The following is a 22,868-nucleotide window of genomic DNA, read 5'->3' on the forward strand; positions in this document are numbered from 1 at the left end:
AGGGCGGCTCGGTTCTGTCATTAGTTGCGATACAGGTCGCTCGCGATATACACACGCCGGACCTGCCGCGCCGCGACCAGCAGCACCGCGCAGGTGGGCAGTGCCAGCAGCACGCCGAAGAACCCGAACAGCTGTCCGAACGCCAGCAGCGCGAAGATGACCACGAGCGGGTGCAGCCCGATGCGCTCGCCCACTAGCCGCGGCGTCAGGTAGAAGCTTTCCACGAATTGACCGATTCCGTATACCACCGCGACGGCGCCAATGCCGTACCAGTTGCCGAATTGCAGCAGCGCCGCAAGGATCGCGAGCACCAGCCCGAGTCCGAAGCCGATATACGGGATAAACACGGCCAGGCCCGTGAAGATGCCGACAGGCACGCCCACGTCGAAGCCGGCGACCGACAGGCCGATCGAATAGATCGCGGCCAGGATGACCATGACGAGGATCTGGCCGCGCAGGTACTGGGACAGCAGCGCATCGGTCTCGTTGGACAGTTCTCGCACCTTCGGCACCCAGCGCCGGGGCACGAGGCGCTCGATACGGCGCATGACCATGTGCCAGTCCATCATCAGGTAGAACATGACGATCGGGATGATGAACAGCATGCCGCCGATCGTCAGCAGCGCGGAACCGGAGACCCGCACGTAGTTGAGCATGATCGTCAGCAGGTCTTCCGGGCTGGCCGAAAAGCGGTCCGACAGCATGCTGCGCAGGCCCGGAAAGTCGAAGCGGACCCGCACGCCCAGTTCCGCCAGGCGCGGCGCGACCACGTTGTTGAGCTTGTGCAGCAGCGCGGGCAGCTGTTCGCGCAGCTGGGGAATTTCCCGCTGCAGCACGGCGATCAGCAGCAGCACCAGCAGCACGAGGATCACCGCGAGGAGGCCGATCATCAGCGTCACGCCGATGAAACGGGGCACGCGCCGGCGTTGCAGCCAGTCCACACCCGGATTGAGGATGTACGCGAAGATGAACGCGAACAGAAACGGCGTCAGGACGGGCGCCAGCGCCAGCACGGCGGCGAAAAGCGCGGCCGCCGCGGCGATCCAGACGAGGATCCGCTTGACGTCTTGCGAGAGCAGGGGGGCGTTCATCGGTGAGGCAATGGGCGAAGCGGGCGGGCAGGCATTCGGACTGGCTTCTGACTGGCCATCGGCGACGCATTCGGCGACGCAATCGGGCAGTACTGGAAGCCGGGTGCCGGTATCCGTTAAAATCGCGATTCTACTGGACTCTTGCCTGCTTCCCGCGTCACACGGGACCGGGGGAGCCGGTCCGGACCACCTATTCCAAGTCAAGCAGGACTCTCATGAGCGCATCTTCGCCCACCGGCCAGGCAGGCCTTTCCTACCGCGACGCCGGTGTTGACATCGATGCCGGCGACGCGCTGGTCGACCGCATCAAGCCGTTTGCCAAGCGCACGATGCGCGAAGGCGTGATGGCTGGCATCGGCGGCTTCGGCGCGCTGTTCGAGCTGTCGAAGAAATACCAGGAGCCTGTGCTCGTTTCCGGCACCGATGGCGTGGGCACCAAGCTCAAGCTCGCATTCCAGCTGAACCGCCACGACACCGTGGGCCAGGATCTGGTCGCCATGAGCGTCAACGACATCCTCGTGCAGGGCGCCGAGCCGCTGTTCTTCCTCGACTATTTCGCCTGCGGCAAGCTGGACGTGGACACGGCCGCGACGGTCATCCAGGGCATCGCCCACGGTTGCGAACTGTCGGGCTGCGCGCTGATCGGCGGCGAGACCGCCGAAATGCCGAGCATGTACCCGGACGGCGAGTACGACCTGGCCGGCTTTGCGGTCGGCGCGGTGGAAAAGCGCAAGATCATCGACGGCACCACGATCGCCCCGGGCGACGTCGTGCTGGGCCTCGCTTCGTCGGGCGCGCATTCGAACGGCTACTCGCTCGTGCGCAAGATCATCGAGGTGTCCCGTCCCGACCTCAATGCGGACTTCCATGGCCAGCGCCTCCAGGACGCCATCATGGCGCCGACGCGTATCTACGTGAAGCCGCTGCTGTCGCTGATCGACACGCTGCCGGTCAAGGGCATGGCCCACATCACCGGTGGCGGCCTGACCGAGAACGTGCCGCGCGTGCTGGCCGACAACCTGACCGCCGTGATCCAGAAGGATGCATGGACGCTGCCGCCGCTGTTCCAGTGGCTCCAGGCGCAGGGCAACGTGGCCGACGCCGAAATGCATCGCGTGTTCAACTGCGGCATCGGCATGGTCGTGATCGTGTCGAAGGACGACGCCGACCGCGCGATCCGTCATCTGCAGGCCGCCGGTGAAGCGGTGTACCAGATCGGCGAGATCCGCGAGCGTGCCGAAGGCCAGGCGCAGACCGTGGTGGTCTGAACCACCGACTGAGCCCGACGCATTCGCGTAGAAGAAAAGCCGGCGCAAGCCGGCTTTTTTTATCGCCCGCTCACGCCCCGCTCCATGCCTCCTCGCTGATGCGCGCGGCAAGCGGCCGGCGCGGTTCGCGCGTGCGTGCAAGGTGTTCGAGCGCGGGTTCGATGACTTCGGCGAGCTTGCGGAAAGCGGGCGCGATCTCGGCCTCCGGCACGCATGCATAGCCAAGCAGCAAGCCCTGCTGCGCGCGCGTGTCGTCCGTGTAGTAGCGCGACAGCGGCCGCGCCGACAGCCCCTGGGTGCGCGCGGCCATGCTGATGCCGAGGTCGTCCGCGCCCGGCGGCAAGTGCATCACCATGTGCAGGCCCGCCTCGTGCGTGGATGTGGGCCAGTCCGCGCCGAATCGGGCGGCAATGGCTTCGCGCAGCAGCGCCTGCCGTTGCGCATATCGCTGCCGCATGCGCCGGATATGCGTGGCGTAGTGGCCTTCCTCGATGAAGTCCGCGAGCACGGCCTGCTGCACGAGCTGACCTTCGCGATACAGCTCGGAGAGCGCGAGCGCGAAATGCGGCGCGAGCGGTTTGGGCAGGACCATGAAGCCCATGCGCAGTCCCGGAAACAGCGTCTTCGAGAACGTGCCCATGTAGATCACGCGGTCGTGTTCGTCGAGGCCCTGCAGCGACGCCACGGGACGGCCCTCGAAACGGAACTCGCTGTCGTAGTCGTCCTCGATGATCCACGCGCCGCGCTGCCGCGCATACTCGAGCAGCATGCGCCGGCGCGACAGGCTCATCATCATGCCGAGCGGATACTGGTGCGACGGTGTGACGAAGATGAAGCGCGGCGGATCCTGCAGCGCCGCGGCCTGCGGCGCGATGCCTTCCTCGTCGACGGGCACCGGAATCGGCTCCACACCCGCGCTATGCAGCAGGCTGCGCGTGCCCCAGTAGCCTGGGTCTTCCATCCACGCGCGATCGCCGGGGTCCGCGAGCAGCCGCGCGATCAGATCGACGGCCTGGTGGATGCCCGTGGTCACGACGATCTGGTCGGGCTCGCAACGCACCGAACGCACCACGCGCAGATGCTCGGCGAGCTGCTGCTTGAGCGGCGCGTGGCCGCCGTGATGCGCATAGGTAAGCAGCTGCGGACTCGGATGCCGCCAGTGCTTGTTCAGCAGTCGCGACCACACGCCATGCGGAAACAGCGAGACGTCCGGCACGCCCGCGACGAATGCGCCCCACTGGCGATCCGATGCGCTCGCGTGGGAGACCAGATGCTGGCCCCGCCGCGAGAGCGCGGAGCGGCTCGCGTGTGGATGCATACCCGGCTGCGGGGCGGGCACATGGATGGTGCCATTGTGCGCACCGCCGTTGTGCAATGCACGATGGTCGGGAACGGTATGCGACACGAAGGTGCCACTTCCGCTCGACGCGGTGACGTAGCCCTCCGCGAGCAGCTGCTCGTACGCATATAGCACCGTGTTCCGCGACACGCCGATGTCCTTCGCGAGCGCGCGCGACGCAGGCAGCTTGCTGCCCGCAGGCACAGCACCAGCAAGGATCTCCGCGCGGATGATCGCGTACAGCTGGCGATTCATGTGCTCGTTCGACTTGCCCGTCAATGCGCCACCGGGACGCTCGAGCCGTTGCAGCAGCAATTCCGAAAGCAGTGTCTCTTTCAAAGTGGCCCCGCGCAAAATTAAAGACATGGACCTACCGATGGTACCAACCATCGGCTAATTTTCCATCCATGCCGATGTTGTTTTTCCGGGAGTGCTCATGACGCAAAGCGCGGTTGCTACGAACCCAGCGACAAAATCAGCGACGAACCTGACGAAGTCCTCCATCGCGGAGGCCGTTCGCGAACTCGTGCCGTACATGGTGGAGACGCTGTCCGATCTCGTGGCCGCGCCGAGTCCGTCGGGCAACGAGCAACCCGCCGTCGACGTCATGGAGCGCGCGCTGCAGGACCTCGGCCTGCCGTCGGAACACATCGTGCTGAACACCGCCGCGCTGAAGGACCTCCCGTTGTACTCGCCGTCGTGCTGTCCCGATGGCGGCCGCTACAACCTGCTGGCCACGCATCGTCCCGCCACGCGCGGCGGCCGCTCGGTTCTGTTCAACGGCCACCTCGATGTCGTGCCCACGGGGCCCGCGTCGATGTGGCGCCGCGATCCGTTCGCGCCCTATGTCGAAGACGGCTGGCTCTTCGGCCGCGGCGCCGGCGACATGAAAGCGGGCATCGTCTGCGCGCTGGCCGCGTTCAAGGCGCTGAAGGCGCTCGGCGTGCAGCCCGCCGGCGCGGTCGGCTTCAACGCGGTGCTCGAGGAAGAAAACACCGGCAACGGCGCGCTCGCGACGGTCGCCGCATTGCGCAGCGCGGTGGGCGCGGGCAAGCTCGCGTCGTTCGACACGGTGCTGATTCCCGAACCGCTCGGGGAAGGACTCATGAGCGCGCAGATGGGCGTGTTCTGGATGTTCGTCGAACTCACGGGCCGTCCCGCGCATGCCGCGTACATGACGACCGGCGTCAATCCGATCGAAGCGGGCATCGCGGTGATGGCGGACCTGCGCAAGCTCGAGGCGCAGTGGAACCTGCCCGAGAACCGGCCTGCCGTGTATCGCGATCACGCGCATCCGATCAACTTCAATCTCGGGCAGATCCAGGGCGGTGAGTGGAATTCGTCGGTGCCCTGCACGTGTACGCTCGGCGTGCGCATCGGCTTCTATCCGCAGATGAACGTCGACGACGCGAAGGCGCAGGTCGCCGCTTGCGTGCGCGATACGGTTGCACGGCTCGCGAGCAATCTCACGCTGAATATCCGCTACGAAGGCTTCCATGCGCCGGGGTGCGAGTTCGATCTCGACAATGCCCCCATGCAGGCGCTCGCGCGCGCGCATGAACAAGTCCATGGCACGCCGCCCGCACGGCAGGCGACCACCGCGACCACGGATGCCCGTCACTTCCGGCTGACGCTCGACACGCCGGTCACGTGCTACGGACCGGAGGCTCGCAATATCCACGGGATCGACGAATCGGTGTCGATCGACAGCATGGTGCGCGTGGCGACCACGTTCGCACTGTTCCTGCACGACTGGTGTGGCGTGGAGCCCGCCGTGGACTGACCGCACCGCGCATTCCTTTTCCACCCCTGAAGTCCTTCCCGGCTGACGCCCGCGCAAGCGAACGCGGCCGGTTGCCCTCACTCGTCCATATCACTCGTCAGAAAAAAAGGATTCGACCGATGGAACGCACCATGAAACCACTCGGCAGCACGACGCGCACGCACATCAGGGGGAGCCTGATGTCGATGGTCATCGCCGCGGCGGCGGTAGTCGCGGGCTTCGCCAGCGCCAGCGCCTTCGCCCAGACCGCGGGCGGCACGCTGTCCGGCATCGTTCAGCCCGAGCCACCGATTCTCGTGAGCGCGCTGAACTCGCAAGCGCCCACGCAGTACATTGCCGGCAAGATCTATCAGGGCCTGCTGACGTACTCGCCGGATCTGAAGCCGCAGCCGGAACTCGCCAAGTCGTGGAAGATCTCGCCGGACGGCCTGACCTACACGTTCGAGCTGCAGAGCGGCGTCAAGTGGCACGACGGCAAGCCGTTCACCTCGGCGGATGTGGTGTTCTCGATCGACAAGCTGCTGCGCGAGGTGCACGTGCGCACGCGCGCCGTCATCAACAAGTACATGGCGTCGATCCGCGCGGTCAACGACTCGACGGTCGAGATCAAGCTCAAGGAGCCGTTCCCGCCGTTCATCTCGATGTTCGAGACGGGCACGATGCCGATGATGCCGAAGCATCTGTACGAGGGCACGGACTATCGCAACAACCCGGCCAACCAGAAGCCCATCGGCACGGGACCCTTCATGTTCAAGGAATGGAAGAAGGGCGCGTACATCAAGCTCGCCAAGAACCCGAACTACTGGAAGAAAGGCAAGCCTTACCTCGACGAGCTCGTGTTCTATGTCATCCCGGATTCCGCCTCGCGCGCGGTCGCGTTCGAGAAGGGCGACGTGCAGGTGCTGCGCGGCGGCGACGTGGACAACGTGGACGTCAAGCGCCTGCGCGCGCTGCCTAACGTCGAGTACACGACCAAGGGCTGGGAGATGTTCGCGCCGATGGCGAGCATGCTGCTCAACGAACGCAAGCCGCCGTTCAACAACGTGAAGGTGCGCCAGGCCGTGATGCATGCGCTCAACCGCAAGCTGATCGTCGACAACATCTTCTTCGGCATGGGCAAGCCCGCGGTGAGCCCGTTCGCGTCGAGCACGCTGTTCTTCGACAAGAACATTCCGCAGTTCGAGTTCAACCTCAAGAAGGCCCGCGAGGAGATCAAGGCATCGGGCGTGGACGTCGGCCAGTATCCGGTCAAGATCCTTGCGACGTCGTACGGCGCCAACTGGGACCGCCTGGACGAGTACGTGAAGCAGATGCTCGAGCCGCTGGGCTTCAAGGTCAGCATCGAGTCCGCCGACGCGGGCACGTGGGCCGCGCGCGTGGGCAACTGGGACTTCGACATGACCATCACGTACACGTACCAGTACGGCGATCCCGCGCTGGGCGTGGAGCGTCTGTACGTGGCGCGCAACATCGTCAAGGGCACGCCGTTTGCGAACGTGCAGGGCTACAACAATCCGCAGGCGGACGAGCTGTGGACCAAGGCGGGCATCACGATGGATCCGGCCGAGCGCCAGAAGCTCTATAGCGAAGTGCAGCGGATTCTCATGAACGACGTGGCCAACGCCAACCTGTTCGAGATCGAGTTCCCCACGCTCTATCGCAAGAACGTCAAGAACCTCGTGACGACCGCCATCGGTCTCAACGAGTCGTTCGACAACGTATCGATCGAGAAGAACTAGCCCCGGCAACCGTCGCCGCTGTCCCGGCAAGGGGCGGCGGCGACGGCTGCGATGCGCAGATTCCACGCGGAGCGTTCGCCGTGAATTTCCTGTCCTTCTTCCTGTCCCGGCTCGGCAAGGCGCTCGTCGTCGTGCTGGGCGTGGTGATCATCAACTTCTTCCTGATCCGCCTGGCGCCGGGCGACCCCGCCACCGTGATGGCGGGCGAGGCCGGTGCCGGCGATGCCGCCTACGTGGCGCAGTTGAGGGAGCAATTCGGCCTCGACAAGCCGGTCGTCACGCAGCTTGCGATCTACCTGAAGGGGGTGGCGCACCTCGACCTCGGCTACTCGTACCGCAATCACCTGCCCGTGCTCGATCTGATTCTGGACCGCCTGCCGGCGACGTTCCTGCTGATGAGCGGGGCGTTCCTGTTCTCGATCGTGCTGGGGGTGCTGCTCGGCGTGATCGCCGCGCGAACGCGATACGAGAACCGGCGGCGCTGGATCGACAGCGCCGTGATGTCCGGGGCGCTGCTGCTCTACGCCACGCCGCTGTTCTGGCTGTCCCTGATGGCGATCATCCTCTTCTCCGTGGTGCTCGGCTGGCTGCCCGCGTTCGGCATGGAGTCGGTGGGCGCGGGCTATACGGGCCTCGCGCGCGTGCAGGACATCGCGCTGCATATGGTGCTTCCGACCGTCTCGCTCGGCTGCTTCTTCATGGCCGTGTATGTGCGGCTGACGCGCGCCTCGATGCTCGAGGTCATGGGCATGGACTTCGTGAAGACCGCGCGCGCGAAAGGTGTGCCCGCCCGGCGTGTGATTCGCGTGCACGTGCTGCGCAACGCGCTGCTGCCCGTCATCACGTTCGCGGGTATACAGCTGGGCCAGATGGCCGGGGGCGCGGTGCTGACGGAGACGGTGTTCTCGTGGCCCGGCATTGGCCGGCTGATGTTCGACGCGCTGCTGCAGCGCGACTATCAGCTGCTGCTGGGCATTTTCTTCGTGACGTCGGCGCTCGTGGTCGTCTTCAACCTCGCCACCGACATTCTCTATCGCTTCATCGACCCGCGCATCGCCGTCGGGGGCAGGGAGGCCGCCGCATGACATCGTTCTTTCGACGCTATTGCCGCAACGCCGGCGCCGTGGCGGGCCTGCTCGTGCTGCTCGCCGTGGTGGCGGTGTCTTTCCTGGCTCCGCTGCTGTACGAAGAGTCCCCGTGGATGATGGTGGCGGACCCGCTGATCCATCCCTTCGCCGACATGGCGTATCCGTTCGGTACCGACATGCTCGGACGCGACATCACCGCAGGCTTGCTCTATGGCGCGCGCGTGTCGCTGCTGGTCGGCGTGATCTCGACCGCGGTCGCGCTCGTGTTCGGCGTGCTCATCGGCGCGGTAGCCGGGTATTGCGGCGGCCGCATCGACGACGCGCTGATGCGGTTCACGGAATTCTTCCAGACCATCCCGCAGCTCGCGATGGCCGTCGTCATCGTCGCGATCTTCAACCCGTCGATCTATTCGATTGTCGGCGCGATCTCGGTGGTGTCGTGGCCGCCCGTCGCGCGGCTCGTGCGCGGCGAGTTCCTCACGCTCAAGCAGCGCGAGTTCGTGCAGGCGGCCGTCGTGATCGGGCAGCGTCCGTTACGGATCATCGTCACGCAGATTCTGCCCAACGCGATGTCGCCGATCATCGTATCCGCCTCGTTCATGGTGGCGACGGCGATCCTGACCGAGTCGGCGCTGTCGTTTCTCGGTCTCGGCGACCGCAACATGATGAGCTGGGGATTCATGATCGGCGCCGCGCGCACGATGATCCGCGAGGCGTGGTGGATGAGCGTCTGGCCCGGCGTGGCGATCCTGCTCACGGTGCTGGCGATCAACCTGATCGGGGAGGGGCTCAACGATGCCATGAATCCCCAGTTGCGCCGCCGGGGCGAATGAGCGAGCGAGTACATAAGCGATGAGCGAAACGAAGCCCATGACAATTCTTCACGCCGAGCCCCTGCTCTCGATCCGCGACCTGTCCATCGCCTTGCCCGCCGGCGGGGATCGGCCCTACGCGGTACGCGATATCTCCTACGACCTGCATGCCGGCGAGATCCTGTGCATCGTCGGCGAATCCGGTTCCGGCAAGTCGATGAGCGCGAACGCGATCATGGGCCTGTTGCCGCCGTATCTGAAGCCCGAGCGCGGCCAGATCCTGTTCCGGGGCCGCGACTTGCTCGCGCAGGACGAGAACACGCTGCTCGGCATGCGCGGCAAGGACATCGCGATGGTGTTCCAGGAGCCGCTGTCCGCGCTGAATCCCGTCATGACGATTGGCGACCAGATCGCGGAAGTCATGCGCGTGCATCGCGAGTATCCGGGCGAGGCCCGCGCGCGCCGCGTGCTCGAGTTGCTGGCATTCGTGGGCTTACCGGACCCGGCCACGATCGTGCACAGCTATCCGTTCCGCTTGTCGGGCGGCCAGCGCCAGCGCGTGGTCATCGCGATGGCGCTGGCGCTGGAGCCGGCGTTGCTCATCGCTGACGAGCCCACCACCGCCCTCGACGTCACCACGCAGGCGCAGATCCTCGCGTTGATCCGCCGCATTCAGGCTGAGAAGGGCATGGGTGTGATGTTCGTCACGCACGACTTCGGCGTGGTGGCGGAAATCGCGGATCGCGTCGCGGTGATGGAGAAGGGCGTGCTCGTCGAACTCGGCACCGCGGAGCAGGTGCTTAACGACCCCCGGCATCCCTACACGCGCCGCCTGATCGGCGCGGTGCCGCACGGCCGCGCGCGCGACGGCGCCCATGCGGACGATGGCACGGTGCTGGAAGTGCGCAACCTACGCAAGACATATGTTTCCGGCGGCGGGCTGTTCGCGAAGAAACGCGTGACCCATGCCGTCGACGACGTGAGCTTCCGGGTGCGCCGCGGCGAGACGCTCGGCATCGTCGGCGAATCGGGCTCGGGCAAATCGACCATCGGCAAGTGCCTGCTCAAGCTGACCGGCGTCGATGCGGGGGAAATTCTCTTCGACGGACACGACCTTGCGCGATTGTCGGAGCGCCAGTTCCGGCCAATGCGCCGCGCGGTGCAGATGATCTTCCAGGACCCGTTCGCCTCGCTGAATCCGCGCCACACCGTGGGACGCATCATCGCCGACGGTCCGATCGCCAGCGGCGTGCCGCGCGAGACGGCCTATGCGCGGACGCGCGAACTGCTCGAACTGGTGGGACTGGAGGCCTCGGCCTTCGACCGGTATCCGAACCAGTTTTCGGGCGGGCAGCGCCAGCGTATCGGCATCGCGCGCGCGCTGGCGCTGGAGCCGCGCGTCCTCGTCGCCGACGAATCGGTGTCCGCGCTCGACGTGTCCGTGCAGGCGCAGGTGCTCGCGCTGCTCGCCGACCTGCAGAAGCGGCTCGATATCGCGCTGATTTTCATCACGCACGACCTCCGCGTGGCGGCGCAGATCTGCCACGAGGTCATCGTCATGCATCGCGGACGCGTGGTCGAGTCAGGGCCGCCCGGGCAGATCTTCGATGCGCCGCGCCATGACTACACGCGCCGGCTGATCGACGCGATTCCCGGCAAGGAATGGGATCCGACGCGCGTCCGCGCCGCCGCCTGATACATCACAACGCCACATACAACAACGCGACACACCCTCATATCTGGAGCGACCATACATGAAGAACGCCGAACTGCTGCGCCGCAAGGATGCCGCCACCCCACGCGGGGTAGGGGTCATGTGCAACTTCTACGCCGAGCGTGCCGAGAATGCGGAGATCTGGGACGTCGAAGGCAAGCGGTATATCGATTTCGCGGCCGGTATCGCGGTGCTGAACACGGGTCATCGTCATCCTAAGCTCGTGGCCGCATTGCAGGCGCAGCTCGAACGCTTTACACATACGGCCTATCAGATCGTGCCGTACGCGAGCTACGTGGAACTGGCCGAACGCATCAACCAGCGCGCGCCGGGCCGCTCGGCACGCAAGACGGCCTTCTTCACCACGGGCGCGGAAGCGGTCGAGAACGCGATCAAGATCGCGCGCGCGGCAACGGGCCGCCCCGGGGTGATCGCGTTCTCGGGCGGCTTCCATGGCCGCACGATGATGGGCATGGCACTCACGGGCAAGGTGGCGCCCTACAAGGTGGGCTTCGGTCCGTTCCCGGGCGAGGTCTATCACGCGCCGTTTCCGTCGCCGCTCCAGGGCGTGACCGTGGAGGATGCCAGCAAGGCGCTTCAGCATCTGTTCAAGGCCGATATCGATCCACGGCGCGTCGCCGCGATCATTTTCGAACCGGTGCAGGGCGAAGGCGGCTTCAACGTGGCGCCGCCCGAGTTCGTGCGCATGCTGCGCGCCGTCTGCGACGAGCACGGCATCCTGCTGATCGCCGATGAAGTGCAGACAGGCTTTGGCCGCACTGGCAAGCTGTTCGCGATGGAGCATTACGACGTGGCGCCCGACCTCACGACGATGGCGAAGAGCCTCGCGGGCGGCATGCCCTTGTCGGCAGTATGCGGGCGCGCGGAAGTCATGGACGCCCCCGCGCCCGGCGGGCTCGGCGGCACCTACGCGGGCAATCCGCTTGCCGTCGCCGCGGCGCTGGCCGTGCTCGACGTGCTCGAGTCCGAACAACTGATTCCGCGCGGCGCGGCGCTGGGCGAGCGGCTCGTGACGCGACTCAAGAGCCTGAAGCCGCGCGTGCCGCAGATGGCCGAGGTCCGTGGCATCGGCGCCATGGTTGCCGTGGAGTTCCGCCGCGCCGATGGCAGCCCCGATCCCGAGTTCACGCGCGAGGTCCAGAACCGTGCGCTCGAGCGCGGCCTGCTGCTGCTCTCGTGCGGCGTGTACGGCAACGTCATCCGCTTCCTGTTCCCGCTGACGATTCCGGACGCCGTGATGAACGAGGGCCTCGACATCCTCGAAGACGTTCTTACACGATAACTCCACACCGAGACAACGATGACCCGACCCCAGGCAGTCCCGACCGTGCAGGTCGACAACGAACGCGTGATCGTCACCGAATGGCGCTTCGCGCGCGGCGCGGAAACGGGCCACCACCGCCATGGCTACGACTACGTGGTCGTGCCGATGACGACCGGCCCGCTGCTGCTGGAAACGCCCGCGGGGCAGGTCACGAGCGAGCTCGTCGCGGGCCGCGCGTACTACCGGTCAGCGGGCGTGGAACACAACGTGATCAACGGCCACGATGGCGAATGCGTGTTCGTCGAAATCGAGTTCAAGACCGCGCCCGGCGCCTGACGACCGCACACCAACCTACTATGCCACCGACCATGCGCGCCTTCTTCTCGGATGACCAGTTATCGCACCAGCCCCGGCAATTCATGCGCGTCGGCCGGCTGTGCGAGCCCACCGACGTCCCCGCGCGCGCGGCGGCGCTGCAACGCGCGCTGGCCGCGCGGGCGATCGCCGTCACCGCGCCGCCGGACTACGGACGCGCGCCGCTCGAGACGGTCCACAGTCCCGCCTATCTCGACTTCCTGTCCACGGCCTATGCGCGCTGGACCGCGCTTGCCTCGCCGACGCTCGATCCCGGCATCGAGGTGCTGCCGAACCTGTCGCCGTACCACAGCGGCCGCATCGACCAGACGCGCCGAGCGCCGTGCCCCTCCGACAGCATCATCGCGCAGACCGGCTATTACCTCGGCGACCTCAGCTGTCCGCTGGGTCCCCATAGCTGGCGGTCCATCGAGCGGTCCGCCCACAGCGCGGTGGCCGCGGCGCGGCATGTCTCCGCGCCGGACGCGGGCGGGCTTGCCTACGCGTTATGCCGCCCATCCGGCCATCACGCCCACACGGATCGCGCGAGCGGGTTCTGCTACGTCAACAACTCGGCCATCGCCGCGCAGACGTTGCTCGAACGCTTCGACAAGGTCGCCGTGCTCGACGTCGACGCCCATCATGGCGACGGCACGCAGCAGATCTTCTATCAGCGCTCCGACGTGATGACGATTTCGCTGCATGCGGACCCCAACGGCTACTACCCGTTCTACACGGGCTATGCCACGGAACGCGGCCACGGCGCGGGCTACGGCTATAACCTCAATTTTCCGCTGGCGCATGGCACGGCGGATGCGGGGTTCCTCTCGGCGCTCGACAGCGCGCTGGACGCGCTGCGCGACTATCGTCCGCAGGCCCTCGTGCTCGCGCTCGGCTTCGATACCTACGAGCACGACCCCATCAGCGTGCTGCGCGTGGGTCTCGATGCCTATCGCGGCATCGGCGAACGCATCCATGCGCTGGGCGTGCCGACCGTGGTCGTGCAGGAGGGCGGCTACGAGGTCGATGCCATCGGCCTCGCGCTCGAGGCGTTCCTTGCCGGCTTCGTGCCGGCCACCGTCTGATCGAACGAGGAGCAAGATATGACGACGATGCGGATCGATGGCGACCGGTTGTGGCAATCGCTGATGGCCCTCGCGGAAATCGGGGCCACACCGAAGGGCGGCAACGCGCGGCTCGCGCTGACCGCGCTCGATGGGCAGGGGCGGGACCTCGTTACGCGCTGGATGCGCGAGGCGGGGCTGACCGTGACGGTCGACCAGGTCGGCAACATCTTCGGCCGCCGCGCCGGTCGCAACGACAGCCTGCCGCCGGTCATGACCGGCAGCCATATCGACACGCAGCCCACGGGGGGCAAGTTCGACGGCTGCTTCGGCGTGCTGGCGGGGCTCGAGGTGATGCGCACGCTCAACGACCGTGGCGTGACGACCGAAGCGCCACTCGAGCTTGCGATCTGGACGAACGAAGAGGGCACGCGCTTCGTACCCGTGATGATGGGTTCGGGCGTGTTTGCCGGCAAGTTCCCGCTCGAGGTGGCGCTGTCCGCCACCGACGTGGCGGGCAAGCGGGTGGCGGACGAGCTGCGTGCGATCGGGTATGCGGGCGAACTGCCGGTGGGTGGCCGCGCGATCGGCGCCTACTTCGAAGCGCATATCGAGCAGGGCCCCATCCTGGAAGCCGAAGACAACGTGATCGGCGTCGTCACGGGCTCGCTTGGCCTGCGCTGGTACGACGTGACGGTGACGGGCATGGAGGCGCACGCGGGCCCCACGCCGATGCCGCTGCGGCGCGATGCGCTGTACGGCGCCACGTTCCTGATGCAGGAGGTCATCCGCATTGCGAATGACTTCGCGCCGCATGGCCGCGGCACGGTGGGCGTGGTGGACGTTCATCCGTCGTCGCGCAACGTCATTCCGGGCGCGGTCACGTTCTCGGTCGATCTGCGCCATCAGGACGCGGCCCAACTCGCCGCGATGGATGCGCGCTTCCGCGACGCCTGCGCGCGGCTGCAATCGGGAGCGACCACGGGCACCGCGCTCGACGTGAAGATCGTCGATGTCCAGTACTTCCCGCCGACACCGTTCGCGGACGCGCTCGTCGCGCGCGTGCGGGAAGAAGCGGCCCTGCGCGGCTACACGCATCAGGATATCGTGACGGGCGCGGGGCACGATGCGGTGTACATCGCGAGCGTGGCGCCGACGGCGATGATCTTCGTGCCGTGCAAGGACGGCATCAGCCATAACGAGATCGAGGACGCGCGTCCCGAGCATCTCGCGGCGGGCGCGAACGTGCTGCTCGGCGCGATGCTGGCGCGGGCGGGTCGGTGAGACCGCCCCGGTGATGTCCTAAGCGGACCCGAGCCGCGTGAGCGCGTCGCCGGTCACGCGGCAGATGCGCCAGTCGGGCATCACGTCCGCGCCCATCGCCTCGTAGAAGTCGATCGACGGCTGGTTCCAGTCGAGCACCGACCACTCGAAGCGGCCGCATCCGCGCGCGACGGCGAGCGACGCGAGATGGCGCAGCAACGCCTTGCCGATGCCATGGCCACGCCATGCGGGCTCGACGAACAGATCCTCGAGGTAGAGCCCCGGCTTGGCGAGGAACGTCGAGAAGTTATGGAAGAACAGCGCGAAGCCGACCGCCTGCCCGCCTTCGACCTCTGCGATAACGGCCTCGGCATGGGGCCGCTCGCCGAACAGCGCCTGTTCGATCTTCTCGGGCGTCGCCTCGACGAGATGCGTGAGCTTCTCGTACTCGGCCAGCGCCGAGATCAGGCGGAACAGCGTTGCGCTATCGGCGGCGGTGGCGGGGCGCAGCGTGCAGGAAGTCGTACCGTTGTGAGCCATGTCGGTCATGTCGGCCTTGGGAAGGGGTTCAGAGAGTCGTCATGCAAACGCGATATCGGCAACCTGCCGCACATAATCGCCCGCAAGGCAGTCCACCGTCACGCGCTCGGGCGTGCTCCGCAGCCACGTAATCTGCCGCTTGCAGAGTTGCCGCGTGGCGACGATGCCGCGCTCGCGCATCGTGTCGTAGTCGCACTCGCCATCGAGGTACTCCCACACCTGCCGATAGCCCACGCAGCGAAGCGACGGCAGCCCCGGATGCAGATCGCCGCGCGCGCGCAGGCGCTTGACTTCGTCGATCAGCCCCAGTTCGAGCATCGCATCGAAGCGCGCGGCGATGCGCGCATGCAGTACGGCGCGGTCCGACGGTTCCAGCGCAATGACGCGAAAGCGCGCATCGGCACTGCCCGTGAACGTGCGTGCGGCGGCTTCTCGCGCGAGCAGCGCGGACATCGGTTGTCCCGTCAGGCGATGGATCTCGAGGGCGCGCTGAATGCGCTGCGCGTCGTTGGGCGCGAGCCGCGCCGCCGTGACGGGATCGACCTCCGCGAGCATCGCGTGCAGCGCGGGCCAGCCACGCGCGGCCGCGAGCGCATCGAGCTCGGCGCGGATCGCGGCATCGGCGCGCGGCAGATCGTTGAGCCCCTGTGTCAGCGCCTTGTAGTAAAGCATCGTGCCGCCCACGATCAGCGGCAGGCGGCCACGCGCGCGAATGTCTTCGATCAGCCGTTGGGCATCCTCGACAAACTGCGCGGCGGAATAGCTGTCGGCGGGATCGACGATATCGATCAGGTGATGGGGCGCCGCATCGAGCTCGGCGCGCGTCGGCTTGGCCGTGCCGATGTCCATCTCGCGATAGACCAGTGCGGAGTCGAGGCTGATGATCTCGATCGGCGCGCGTTGGGCAAGGGCCAGCGCGGCGGCGGTCTTGCCGGACGCGGTGGGGCCGAGCAGGCAAACGATCGGAGGGTGTTGCACGGGTGCGCTCACTGGCCGCGCAGGAATAGCCGATCGAGCTCCGCGACCGATAACTGCACCCAGGTGGGCCGGCCGTGATTGCACTGATCGGCGCGCTCGGTCTGCTCCATCTCCCGCAGCAACGCGTTCATTTCCTCGACCGTAAGCTTGCGGTTCGCCCGTACGGCACTGTGGCATGCCAGCGTGGCCAGTAATTCGTTCTGCCGTTCGACGAGCACGCGCGAGCCGCCGTAGGCATGAAGGTCGCGCAGTACGTCGCGCGCCAGCGCCTCGGCATCGGCCTGCTTGAGCAGCGCGGGGATCGCGCGCACGGCGAGTGTGGTCGGCGAGACCGGCGCGATATCGAAGCCCAGCTGGCGCAGCGTGTCCTGATGCTCCTCGGCGGCGCCGATTTCCACCGCGCTCGCTGGCAGCGTCACGGGAATCAGCAGCGGCTGCACCGCCAGCTCGCGCTCATCGAGCGCCGTCTTGATCTGCTCGTACAGGATGCGCTCGTGGGCGGCATGCATATCGACGAGCACAAGCCCGCGCGCGTTCTGCGCGAGCACGTAGATGCCGTGCAGTTGCGCGATCGCGTAGCCGAGCGGATGCGCGTCATCCGCGCCTGCGCCGTCCTCCACGCCGAAGCCGGGTGCGCGGCCGGGTCCCGAGACGCGTCCCATGCCGTCGAGCAGCCCGGGCGGATCGTCCGCGCGCGCGGCCTGCGCATCGGCCAGCCATGCCGGCGGGCGCGACGCGGGCAGATACCCGCCCGCGCCCACTTCGGAAACGGCTCCGCCGTTGCCCGCGTAGCCACGGCCGCCGCCCGTGGCGTCACGGACCATGCCGAGGTACGCCTGGCGCGGCTGCGCGATGCCGAGCTCGGTCTGGCGGCCCGCGGAGTAGTTGATCCACTGCGGCGCAGCGCCGGCACCCGGTCCGGCGCCGCCGATCGGCCGCGCCGCGGGCATCGGCATCCCGCCCGCAAGACCGTCCGCTCCCGCATCGGTATGCAGGCTGTCGCCCTGTTCGCCAGCCTGCCGCGCCAGGCAGCGCTGCACCGCGTGATAGACGAACTGATGCACCGCGCGCGATTCGCGGAAGCGCACCTCGATCTTGGACGGGTGCACGTTCACATCCACCATCTCGGGCGGCAGGTCGAGGCACAGCACGTACGACGGAAACCGGTCGCCATGCAGCACGTCCTGATAGGCGCTGCGCACCGCATGGTTCAACAGCTTGTCCCGTACGAAACGGCCATTGACGAAGAAGTACTGCTGGTCCGGCCTGCCGCGCGAGGCGGTAGGCAGGCCCGCAAAGCCGTACAGATGCAGCGTGCCGGCTTCCTCGTCCAGCGGCAGGCGCGCCCGCGCGAACTCGTCGCCGAGCACCTGTGCCGTGCGCGTGGCCACGTCGCCCGCGTTCCAGTGTTCGAGCGGCTTGCCGTTGTGGTGGACAGAAATCGTGACGTCGGGCCGCGCCAGCGCGACGCGCCGGACCATCTCGAGGCAGTGGCCAAGCTCCGTTTGTTCCGATTTGAGGAACTTTCTGCGCGCTGGCGTGTTGAAGTACAGGTGCTGCACGTCGACCATCGTGCCGACACCGCCCGACGCCGGTTGTAATTGTCCGGAGTCGGCGCTGACCTGCGATGCATGCGGCGCGTCCGCGGTGCGGCTGGTCAGCACGAGGTGGGAGACGGATGCGATCGAGGCCAGCGCCTCGCCGCGGAAGCCGAGCGTCAGCACGGCCTCGAGTTCGTCGAGGGAGGCGATCTTGCTCGTGGCGTGGCGCATCAGCGCCACCGGCAGTTCGTCGGCCGGGATGCCGCAGCCGTTGTCCGTGATGACGATGCGCCGGACGCCGCCTTCCTCGAGCCGGATGCCGAGCTGGCTCGTGCCCGCGTCGAGCGCGTTTTCGAGCAGTTCCTTGACCACGGAGGCCGGCCGCTCCACGACTTCGCCGGCGGCGATCTGGCTGATCAGCTGGTCGGGTAAGGGCCGGATGGGCCGCGCAGGCTGGGCGCGTTGGGCGGATGGGGAGGCGTCGGCTGGCATGCGGGCAATTATACGTGCGCGTCCGAACATTCTTGGGCAGCGCCACCGCGCGCGGCAGGGTCGCAAGTGCGCTGGCGGCCCGGCCGCTCTTGTATGATGGGCACCTTCATCTGGAGTGAGGACTGATTTGGATACCGTACTGCAACTGCTCGACATGGTGCTCCACGTCGATAAATTCCTGGGCCAGTTCGTCCAGGACTACGGCGTCTGGGTGTACGGCATCCTGTTCGCGATCGTGTTCGCCGAAACCGGCCTGGTCGTGCTGCCGTTCCTTCCCGGCGATTCGCTGCTGTTTATCGCGGGCGCGATGTGCGCCACCGGCGCGATGAACGAATGGGTATTGTCGGGGCTGCTGCTCGTGGCCGCCATCAGCGGCAATACGGTCAACTACATGGTCGGCAGCTGGATCGGGCCCAAGGTGTTCGAGCATGAATGGCGGTTCCTTGACCAGAAGGCGCTGCGCCGCACGCACGATTTCTACGAACGCCACGGCGGCAAGACGCTCGTGATGGCGCGCTTCATCCCGATCGTGCGCACGTTCGCGCCGTTCGTGGCCGGGGTGTCGCAGATGACGTTCGCGCGCTTCCAGCTGTTCAACGTGCTGGGCGCGCTGCTGTGGGTGGTGGGCCTGGTGTTCGCGGGCTACTTCTTCGGCAACCTGCCGTTCATCAAGCAGTACCTGAACCTGATCGTGCTCGCCGGTATCGGCGCCGCCGTCGTGCCGCTGGTGCTCGGCGGCCTGTGGCGCCTGGTGCGCGGCAACAAGCGCCGCGCCTCCGCGGACCGCTAAAGAGAACGGGGCCATCGGCCCCGTTTTTTAGCTCAGGCTTCGGCTCATCATCCGAAGCGCCGGCATGCGATCGCGGATCTGCGTGGTGTCGGCCGCGTCGGGCCGCGCCTGCACATACGCTTCCAGGTCTTCGAGCGCGGGCCGAAAGCATTCCAGATTCGCATAAGCGAGCCCGCGGTCGCGCACTTCCTCGATCGAATTCGGCAGCAGGATCACCAGACGGTTCTGCACGGCCAGCAATCGCTGCCAGCGCGACTCCTGCAGATAGATCGCCTTCAGATTGCGCAGCATGCGCGCGATGATCTCCCGATGGCTCGCCACCTGCAGGAACAGGCCGAGCGGGACCTGATTGGGATCGCCAATACCCTCCCGTTCGAGGTAGGGGTCGAGCATCTCCTGCAACTGCTCCTTCGACAGCGTCTCCCCCGTCAGCGGGTCCAGCACCACCTCGCCCGCCGGAATCGTCATCCGGACGAGGAAATGGTTCGGGAACGACACCCCCTTGAGCGGCAGACCGATCTGCTGCCCCAGTTCCATGAACAGCACGGCGAGCGAGATCGGAATCCCGCGCCGCTGTTTCATGACGACGTTGAGGTAGGAGTTGTCCGGATCGTAGTAGTCGTTCGCATTCGCGCCGAAACCGAGATCCCGATAGAAGAAATGATTGAGCAGCCGCAGGCGCTGGATGGCCGGGGTGCCGTCGGCGATCCGTCGTTTGAGCCGCACCGCGAGCATGTCCAGGGCGGCCAGTTCGGCCTGCAGGTCCAGATCGGGGTACGCGTCCTGGGCAATCGAGAGCGCGGTCTCCGTAAGCGGAATGCCATGCTCGTCCGCCACGAGACTGGCGAAGTAATCCAGGACTTTCGTGGATGTCATTGCGGGTTCCTGATGGCGGTGTCCGTGGTCTTCCGCCGGAACGCGGAATACCTCAGCCCCATGAGCCACAGTGTACCGAAGTAGACCACCGCTGCAAGTACCAGGCACGATGCCATCAGCGCGATCCGCAACCCGGGCGTCGCGCCCAGCGCGATCCAGTCGAACGTGCGGGTAAACCAGAGCAGCATGCCGGCAAGAATCAACACGGCCGCGAGCAGTTGCAGCAGGAACATGCCCCAGCCCGGCGCCGGCCGGTAGAAGCCGCGGCGGCGGAGGCCGAAGAACAGCAGCAACGCATTGACGGTGGCGCCGAAGCTGATCGAGAGCGCCAGGCCGGCGTGCCCGAACTGCGGCACGAACACCGCGTTCGATGCCTGCGTGATGACCAGCACGAGCAGCGCGATCTTCACGGGCGTGCGGATGTCCTGCCGCGCATAGAATCCCGGCGTCAGGATCTTGATGAGGATGAGCGCGAGCAGACCCGTACCGTACGAGACCAGCGCCTGCCGCGTCATCTCCACCGCGTGCGCGTCGAAGCGGCCGTAGTGGAACAGCACCGCGGTCAGCGGCGTGCCGAACACGAAGAGCCCCACGGCGCAGGGCACCGCGAGCAGGAACGTGAGCCGCAGGCCCCAGTCGAGCAGGCCCGAGTATTCCTCGCGATCGTCCTCGGCACTGGCACGGGACAGGCTCGGCAACAGGATGGTGCCCAGCGCCACGCCGAGCAGCGCCGTCGGAAACTCCATCAGCCGGTCGGCGTACGTCAGGTACGACACGCTGCCCGCCGCGAGATGCGAGGCGATATTGGTGTTGATGATCAGGCTAATCTGCGCCACCGACACTGCCAGCAGCGCCGGCAGCATCTGCCTGATGACGCGCCGCACGCCATCGTTGGCCCACGCCTTGCGCACACTGAACGACAGCCGCGGCATCACGCCGAGCTTCCGCAGTGCGGGAATCTGGATCGCGAGCTGCAGCACGCCGCCCGCCAGCACGCCCCACGCCTGCGCATAGATCGGCTGGGCCATGTGCGGGCCGACGAACAGCGCCGCAAAGATCAGGCAGAGGTTCAGCAGGACCGGCGTGAACGCGGGCACGCCGAAGTTGCGCCAGGTATTGAGGATGCCCGAGGCCAGCGCGACCATCGAGATCAGCCCGATGTACGGGAACATCACGCGCGTCATGAACACGGCGGCGTCGTAGGTCTCGCTCTGGCCGCGGAAACCCGTGGCCACGGCGGTCATGACGAGCGGGGCGCCGATCACGCCGAGCGCGGACACCGCCACGAGCACCCACGTCATGATCGTGGACACGGCATCGATCAGGGAACGGGTGTCATCGAGCCCGCGCCGGCCGTGGTACTCGTTGAGAATGGGCACGAAGGCCTGCGAGAACGCACCCTCGGCGAACACGCGGCGCAGCAGGTTGGGAATACGGAACGCGACGTTGAACGCATCGGTCATGTCCGAGGCGCCGAATGCGCGGGCAATCAGGATTTCGCGCATCAGGCCGGTGATGCGGGAGAGCATCGTCAGACTGCTGATGGTGGCGAGCGCTTTGAGCAGGTTCAAGATGGATCGGGAACGATAGGAGCCGGCGGGACGCGAGTCTGACGCGCGCGGCGCCACAAAGTTGCCATGACGCCACGGTGGACGGGCACGATGTGACGCAATCGATGCGCTATGGCGCGATGTGGCGCCTATTATACGGACGGTGTTGCGCGCGACTGTCGGCTGGGACACCATCCTCACTTCGATCTTGCCTCGGCGTCGGCCGTGTGTGTATAATCGCCGATTCGCAAGGACAGTCGCGTTCCGGATTCGTAGAGGGAAGCCCGCAGGGCAGCACCGCGAGAATATCCCGGGTCGCACGATGTGACTTCACGGTTGCGTCCGAGGCGTCCCAATACGTTATTCGCGTTGCCCCGGGGCACGCATTCTGAATTCAGGAAAAGAGATCAAATGGCAAATTCCGCACAAGCTCGCAAGCGCGCGCGTCAAGCCGTCGCTCAGAACGCCCACAACTCCAGCCTGCGCTCGCGTCTGCGCACCGCCGTCAAGGCCGTTCGCAAGGCCATCGACGCCGGCGACAAGGCTGCTGCTGCTGAAATCTTCAAGCAGTCGCAGACCGTGATCGACAGCATCGCCGACAAGAAGATCGTGCACAAGAACAAGGCTGCACGTCACAAGTCGCGTCTGTCGGCTGCTATCAAGGCCATGGCTGCCTGATAGCGGTTCGCAGTCCTTGCCGAGGCTTCCCCGGGAGCCCGGCATAAAAAAAGCTCGTCATACGACGAGCTTTTTTGTTTTGTCTTTTCTCTTCTTTCCGCGGTTTCGATCGGCGGTTCTGTCGGCGCCGGCCTGGCGCTATCGGTTCAATCGATGTAGCAGGCTTCCACGAGCTGGAGGTCGTTATCGCGCGCGAAGTTCAGCACGAAGTCGAGCGCCTTGGGTTCGATATCGCGCAGCCGCACATCGACCACCACATTCTTGATCCCGCCGATGATCACCGGACGCACGTACGGCGAGTACGTGTAGCGCGGATCGCCGGAGTCGCCCTCCGGCCGGAACTGTGCCATCACGCCGCACAGCCGCTCCGCCCAGTCGCTTGGACGAAAGGTCTTGCCTTCCTTGGTGATGCCTTGGATGAAATATTCGCGAACGTTGGAAGTCATGGGACTGCGGGGCGTCGGTGTCTTTGGGGCACTTTTGGTGCCGGGGCGGGCGGTGGCGCTGGTGTGCCAAGCCCCGCGTGAATCAGCGAGTATTATATCTTATATAAGAGTTACGCATAAGAGCTTCGGTTCCCCGGAGCCCCCCGTCATGGGGTGACTCCGGGCTCGCCAAAGCCT

At 66.3% G+C, this 22,868-nt stretch carries 20 protein-coding genes; 12 read left to right on the forward strand and 8 right to left on the reverse strand.

Features of this window, described 5'->3' with window-relative positions:
- Positions 1-20: 20 nt before the first annotated feature.
- Positions 21-1,091 carry an AI-2E family transporter gene (locus tag KHP16_RS15595; RefSeq protein WP_109580177.1) on the reverse strand — a complete coding sequence of 357 codons (1,071 nt, stop codon included), beginning with the start codon at positions 1,089-1,091 and terminating at the stop codon, positions 21-23.
- 215 nt (positions 1,092-1,306) lie between these two features.
- On the opposite strand from KHP16_RS15595, the gene purM reads away from it, so the two are divergent.
- Positions 1,307-2,359: a phosphoribosylformylglycinamidine cyclo-ligase gene (gene purM, locus KHP16_RS15600; protein ID WP_115952751.1), complete on the forward strand. Its 1,053-nt coding sequence runs from the start codon at positions 1,307-1,309 to the stop codon at positions 2,357-2,359.
- 70 nt (positions 2,360-2,429) lie between these two features.
- Here the strand turns inward: purM and pdxR are convergent, their stop codons facing one another.
- A complete protein-coding gene (gene pdxR, locus KHP16_RS15605; RefSeq protein ID WP_183084690.1) occupies positions 2,430-4,037 on the reverse strand; it encodes a MocR-like pyridoxine biosynthesis transcription factor PdxR in 1,608 nt (535 codons plus the stop codon).
- Between the two features lie 97 nt (positions 4,038-4,134).
- Between pdxR and KHP16_RS15610 the strand changes: the two genes are divergently transcribed.
- From KHP16_RS15610 to KHP16_RS15650, 9 genes are all read left to right on the forward strand, one after another.
- Positions 4,135-5,481, forward strand: coding sequence for an ArgE/DapE family deacylase (locus KHP16_RS15610; RefSeq protein WP_211960637.1), 1,347 nt, complete (start codon positions 4,135-4,137; stop codon positions 5,479-5,481).
- A 131-nt stretch (positions 5,482-5,612) separates the two neighbouring features.
- On the forward strand, positions 5,613-7,220 hold the full coding sequence (locus tag KHP16_RS15615) for an ABC transporter substrate-binding protein (RefSeq protein ID WP_109582560.1): 1,608 nt from the start codon (positions 5,613-5,615) through the stop codon (positions 7,218-7,220).
- A gap of 80 nt (positions 7,221-7,300) precedes the next feature.
- Complete coding sequence (locus tag KHP16_RS15620; RefSeq protein ID WP_109580181.1) at positions 7,301-8,305, forward strand: ABC transporter permease; 1,005 nt, start codon at positions 7,301-7,303, stop codon at positions 8,303-8,305.
- Positions 8,302-9,141 (forward strand): ABC transporter permease, encoded by an 840-nt coding sequence (locus KHP16_RS15625; protein WP_109580182.1) that lies wholly within the window; start codon positions 8,302-8,304, stop codon positions 9,139-9,141. Before KHP16_RS15620 ends, KHP16_RS15625 begins: the two co-directional genes overlap by 4 nt.
- A gap of 37 nt (positions 9,142-9,178) precedes the next feature.
- Complete coding sequence (locus KHP16_RS15630) at positions 9,179-10,816, forward strand: ABC transporter ATP-binding protein (RefSeq protein ID WP_121491267.1); 1,638 nt, start codon at positions 9,179-9,181, stop codon at positions 10,814-10,816.
- A gap of 58 nt (positions 10,817-10,874) precedes the next feature.
- A complete protein-coding gene (gene gabT / locus KHP16_RS15635; protein ID WP_109580183.1) occupies positions 10,875-12,137 on the forward strand; it encodes a 4-aminobutyrate--2-oxoglutarate transaminase in 1,263 nt (420 codons plus the stop codon).
- An 18-nt stretch (positions 12,138-12,155) separates the two neighbouring features.
- Positions 12,156-12,455: a cupin domain-containing protein gene (locus KHP16_RS15640; protein ID WP_109580184.1), complete on the forward strand. Its 300-nt coding sequence runs from the start codon at positions 12,156-12,158 to the stop codon at positions 12,453-12,455.
- Positions 12,456-12,487: 32 nt separating this feature from the next.
- Entirely contained in the window at positions 12,488-13,558 is a 1,071-nt protein-coding gene (locus tag KHP16_RS15645; RefSeq protein ID WP_109580185.1) for a histone deacetylase family protein, read from the forward strand.
- A gap of 18 nt (positions 13,559-13,576) precedes the next feature.
- A complete protein-coding gene (locus KHP16_RS15650) occupies positions 13,577-14,821 on the forward strand; it encodes a Zn-dependent hydrolase (protein WP_179593151.1) in 1,245 nt (414 codons plus the stop codon).
- Between the two features lie 18 nt (positions 14,822-14,839).
- Here KHP16_RS15650 and KHP16_RS15655 read toward each other — a convergent pair whose 3' ends face one another.
- Genes KHP16_RS15655 through mutL form a run of 3 tightly spaced genes read right to left on the reverse strand, consistent with a single transcriptional unit; the run spans position 14,840 to position 18,351 of the window.
- Complete coding sequence (locus KHP16_RS15655) at positions 14,840-15,349, reverse strand: GNAT family N-acetyltransferase (protein WP_244835829.1); 510 nt, start codon at positions 15,347-15,349, stop codon at positions 14,840-14,842.
- Between the two features lie 30 nt (positions 15,350-15,379).
- Positions 15,380-16,318: a tRNA (adenosine(37)-N6)-dimethylallyltransferase MiaA gene (gene miaA / locus KHP16_RS15660; RefSeq protein WP_244835830.1), complete on the reverse strand. Its 939-nt coding sequence runs from the start codon at positions 16,316-16,318 to the stop codon at positions 15,380-15,382.
- A gap of 8 nt (positions 16,319-16,326) precedes the next feature.
- On the reverse strand, positions 16,327-18,351 hold the full coding sequence (gene mutL / locus KHP16_RS15665) for a DNA mismatch repair endonuclease MutL (protein ID WP_211960638.1): 2,025 nt from the start codon (positions 18,349-18,351) through the stop codon (positions 16,327-16,329).
- A 127-nt stretch (positions 18,352-18,478) separates the two neighbouring features.
- On the opposite strand from mutL, the gene KHP16_RS15670 reads away from it, so the two are divergent.
- Positions 18,479-19,141 (forward strand): DedA family protein, encoded by a 663-nt coding sequence (locus KHP16_RS15670; RefSeq protein ID WP_115952747.1) that lies wholly within the window; start codon positions 18,479-18,481, stop codon positions 19,139-19,141.
- A gap of 27 nt (positions 19,142-19,168) precedes the next feature.
- Here KHP16_RS15670 and KHP16_RS15675 read toward each other — a convergent pair whose 3' ends face one another.
- Both KHP16_RS15675 and murJ read right to left on the reverse strand, forming a co-directional pair.
- Entirely contained in the window at positions 19,169-20,017 is an 849-nt protein-coding gene (locus KHP16_RS15675) for a SirB1 family protein (protein ID WP_109580190.1), read from the reverse strand.
- A complete protein-coding gene (gene murJ, locus KHP16_RS15680) occupies positions 20,014-21,588 on the reverse strand; it encodes a murein biosynthesis integral membrane protein MurJ (RefSeq protein WP_211960639.1) in 1,575 nt (524 codons plus the stop codon). Before murJ ends, KHP16_RS15675 begins: the two co-directional genes overlap by 4 nt.
- Before the next feature lie 390 nt (positions 21,589-21,978).
- Between murJ and rpsT the strand changes: the two genes are divergently transcribed.
- Complete coding sequence (gene rpsT / locus KHP16_RS15685) at positions 21,979-22,245, forward strand: 30S ribosomal protein S20 (protein ID WP_109580192.1); 267 nt, start codon at positions 21,979-21,981, stop codon at positions 22,243-22,245.
- Between the two features lie 146 nt (positions 22,246-22,391).
- On the opposite strand, the gene KHP16_RS15690 is transcribed toward rpsT, so the two are convergent.
- Positions 22,392-22,691, reverse strand: coding sequence for a DUF3579 domain-containing protein (locus KHP16_RS15690; RefSeq protein WP_115952745.1), 300 nt, complete (start codon positions 22,689-22,691; stop codon positions 22,392-22,394).
- Positions 22,692-22,868: the final 177 nt, after the last annotated feature.

It is taken from the genome of Cupriavidus plantarum, from assembly GCF_905397285.1.
In the GTDB taxonomy this organism is placed as follows: domain Bacteria; phylum Pseudomonadota; class Gammaproteobacteria; order Burkholderiales; family Burkholderiaceae; genus Cupriavidus; species Cupriavidus plantarum.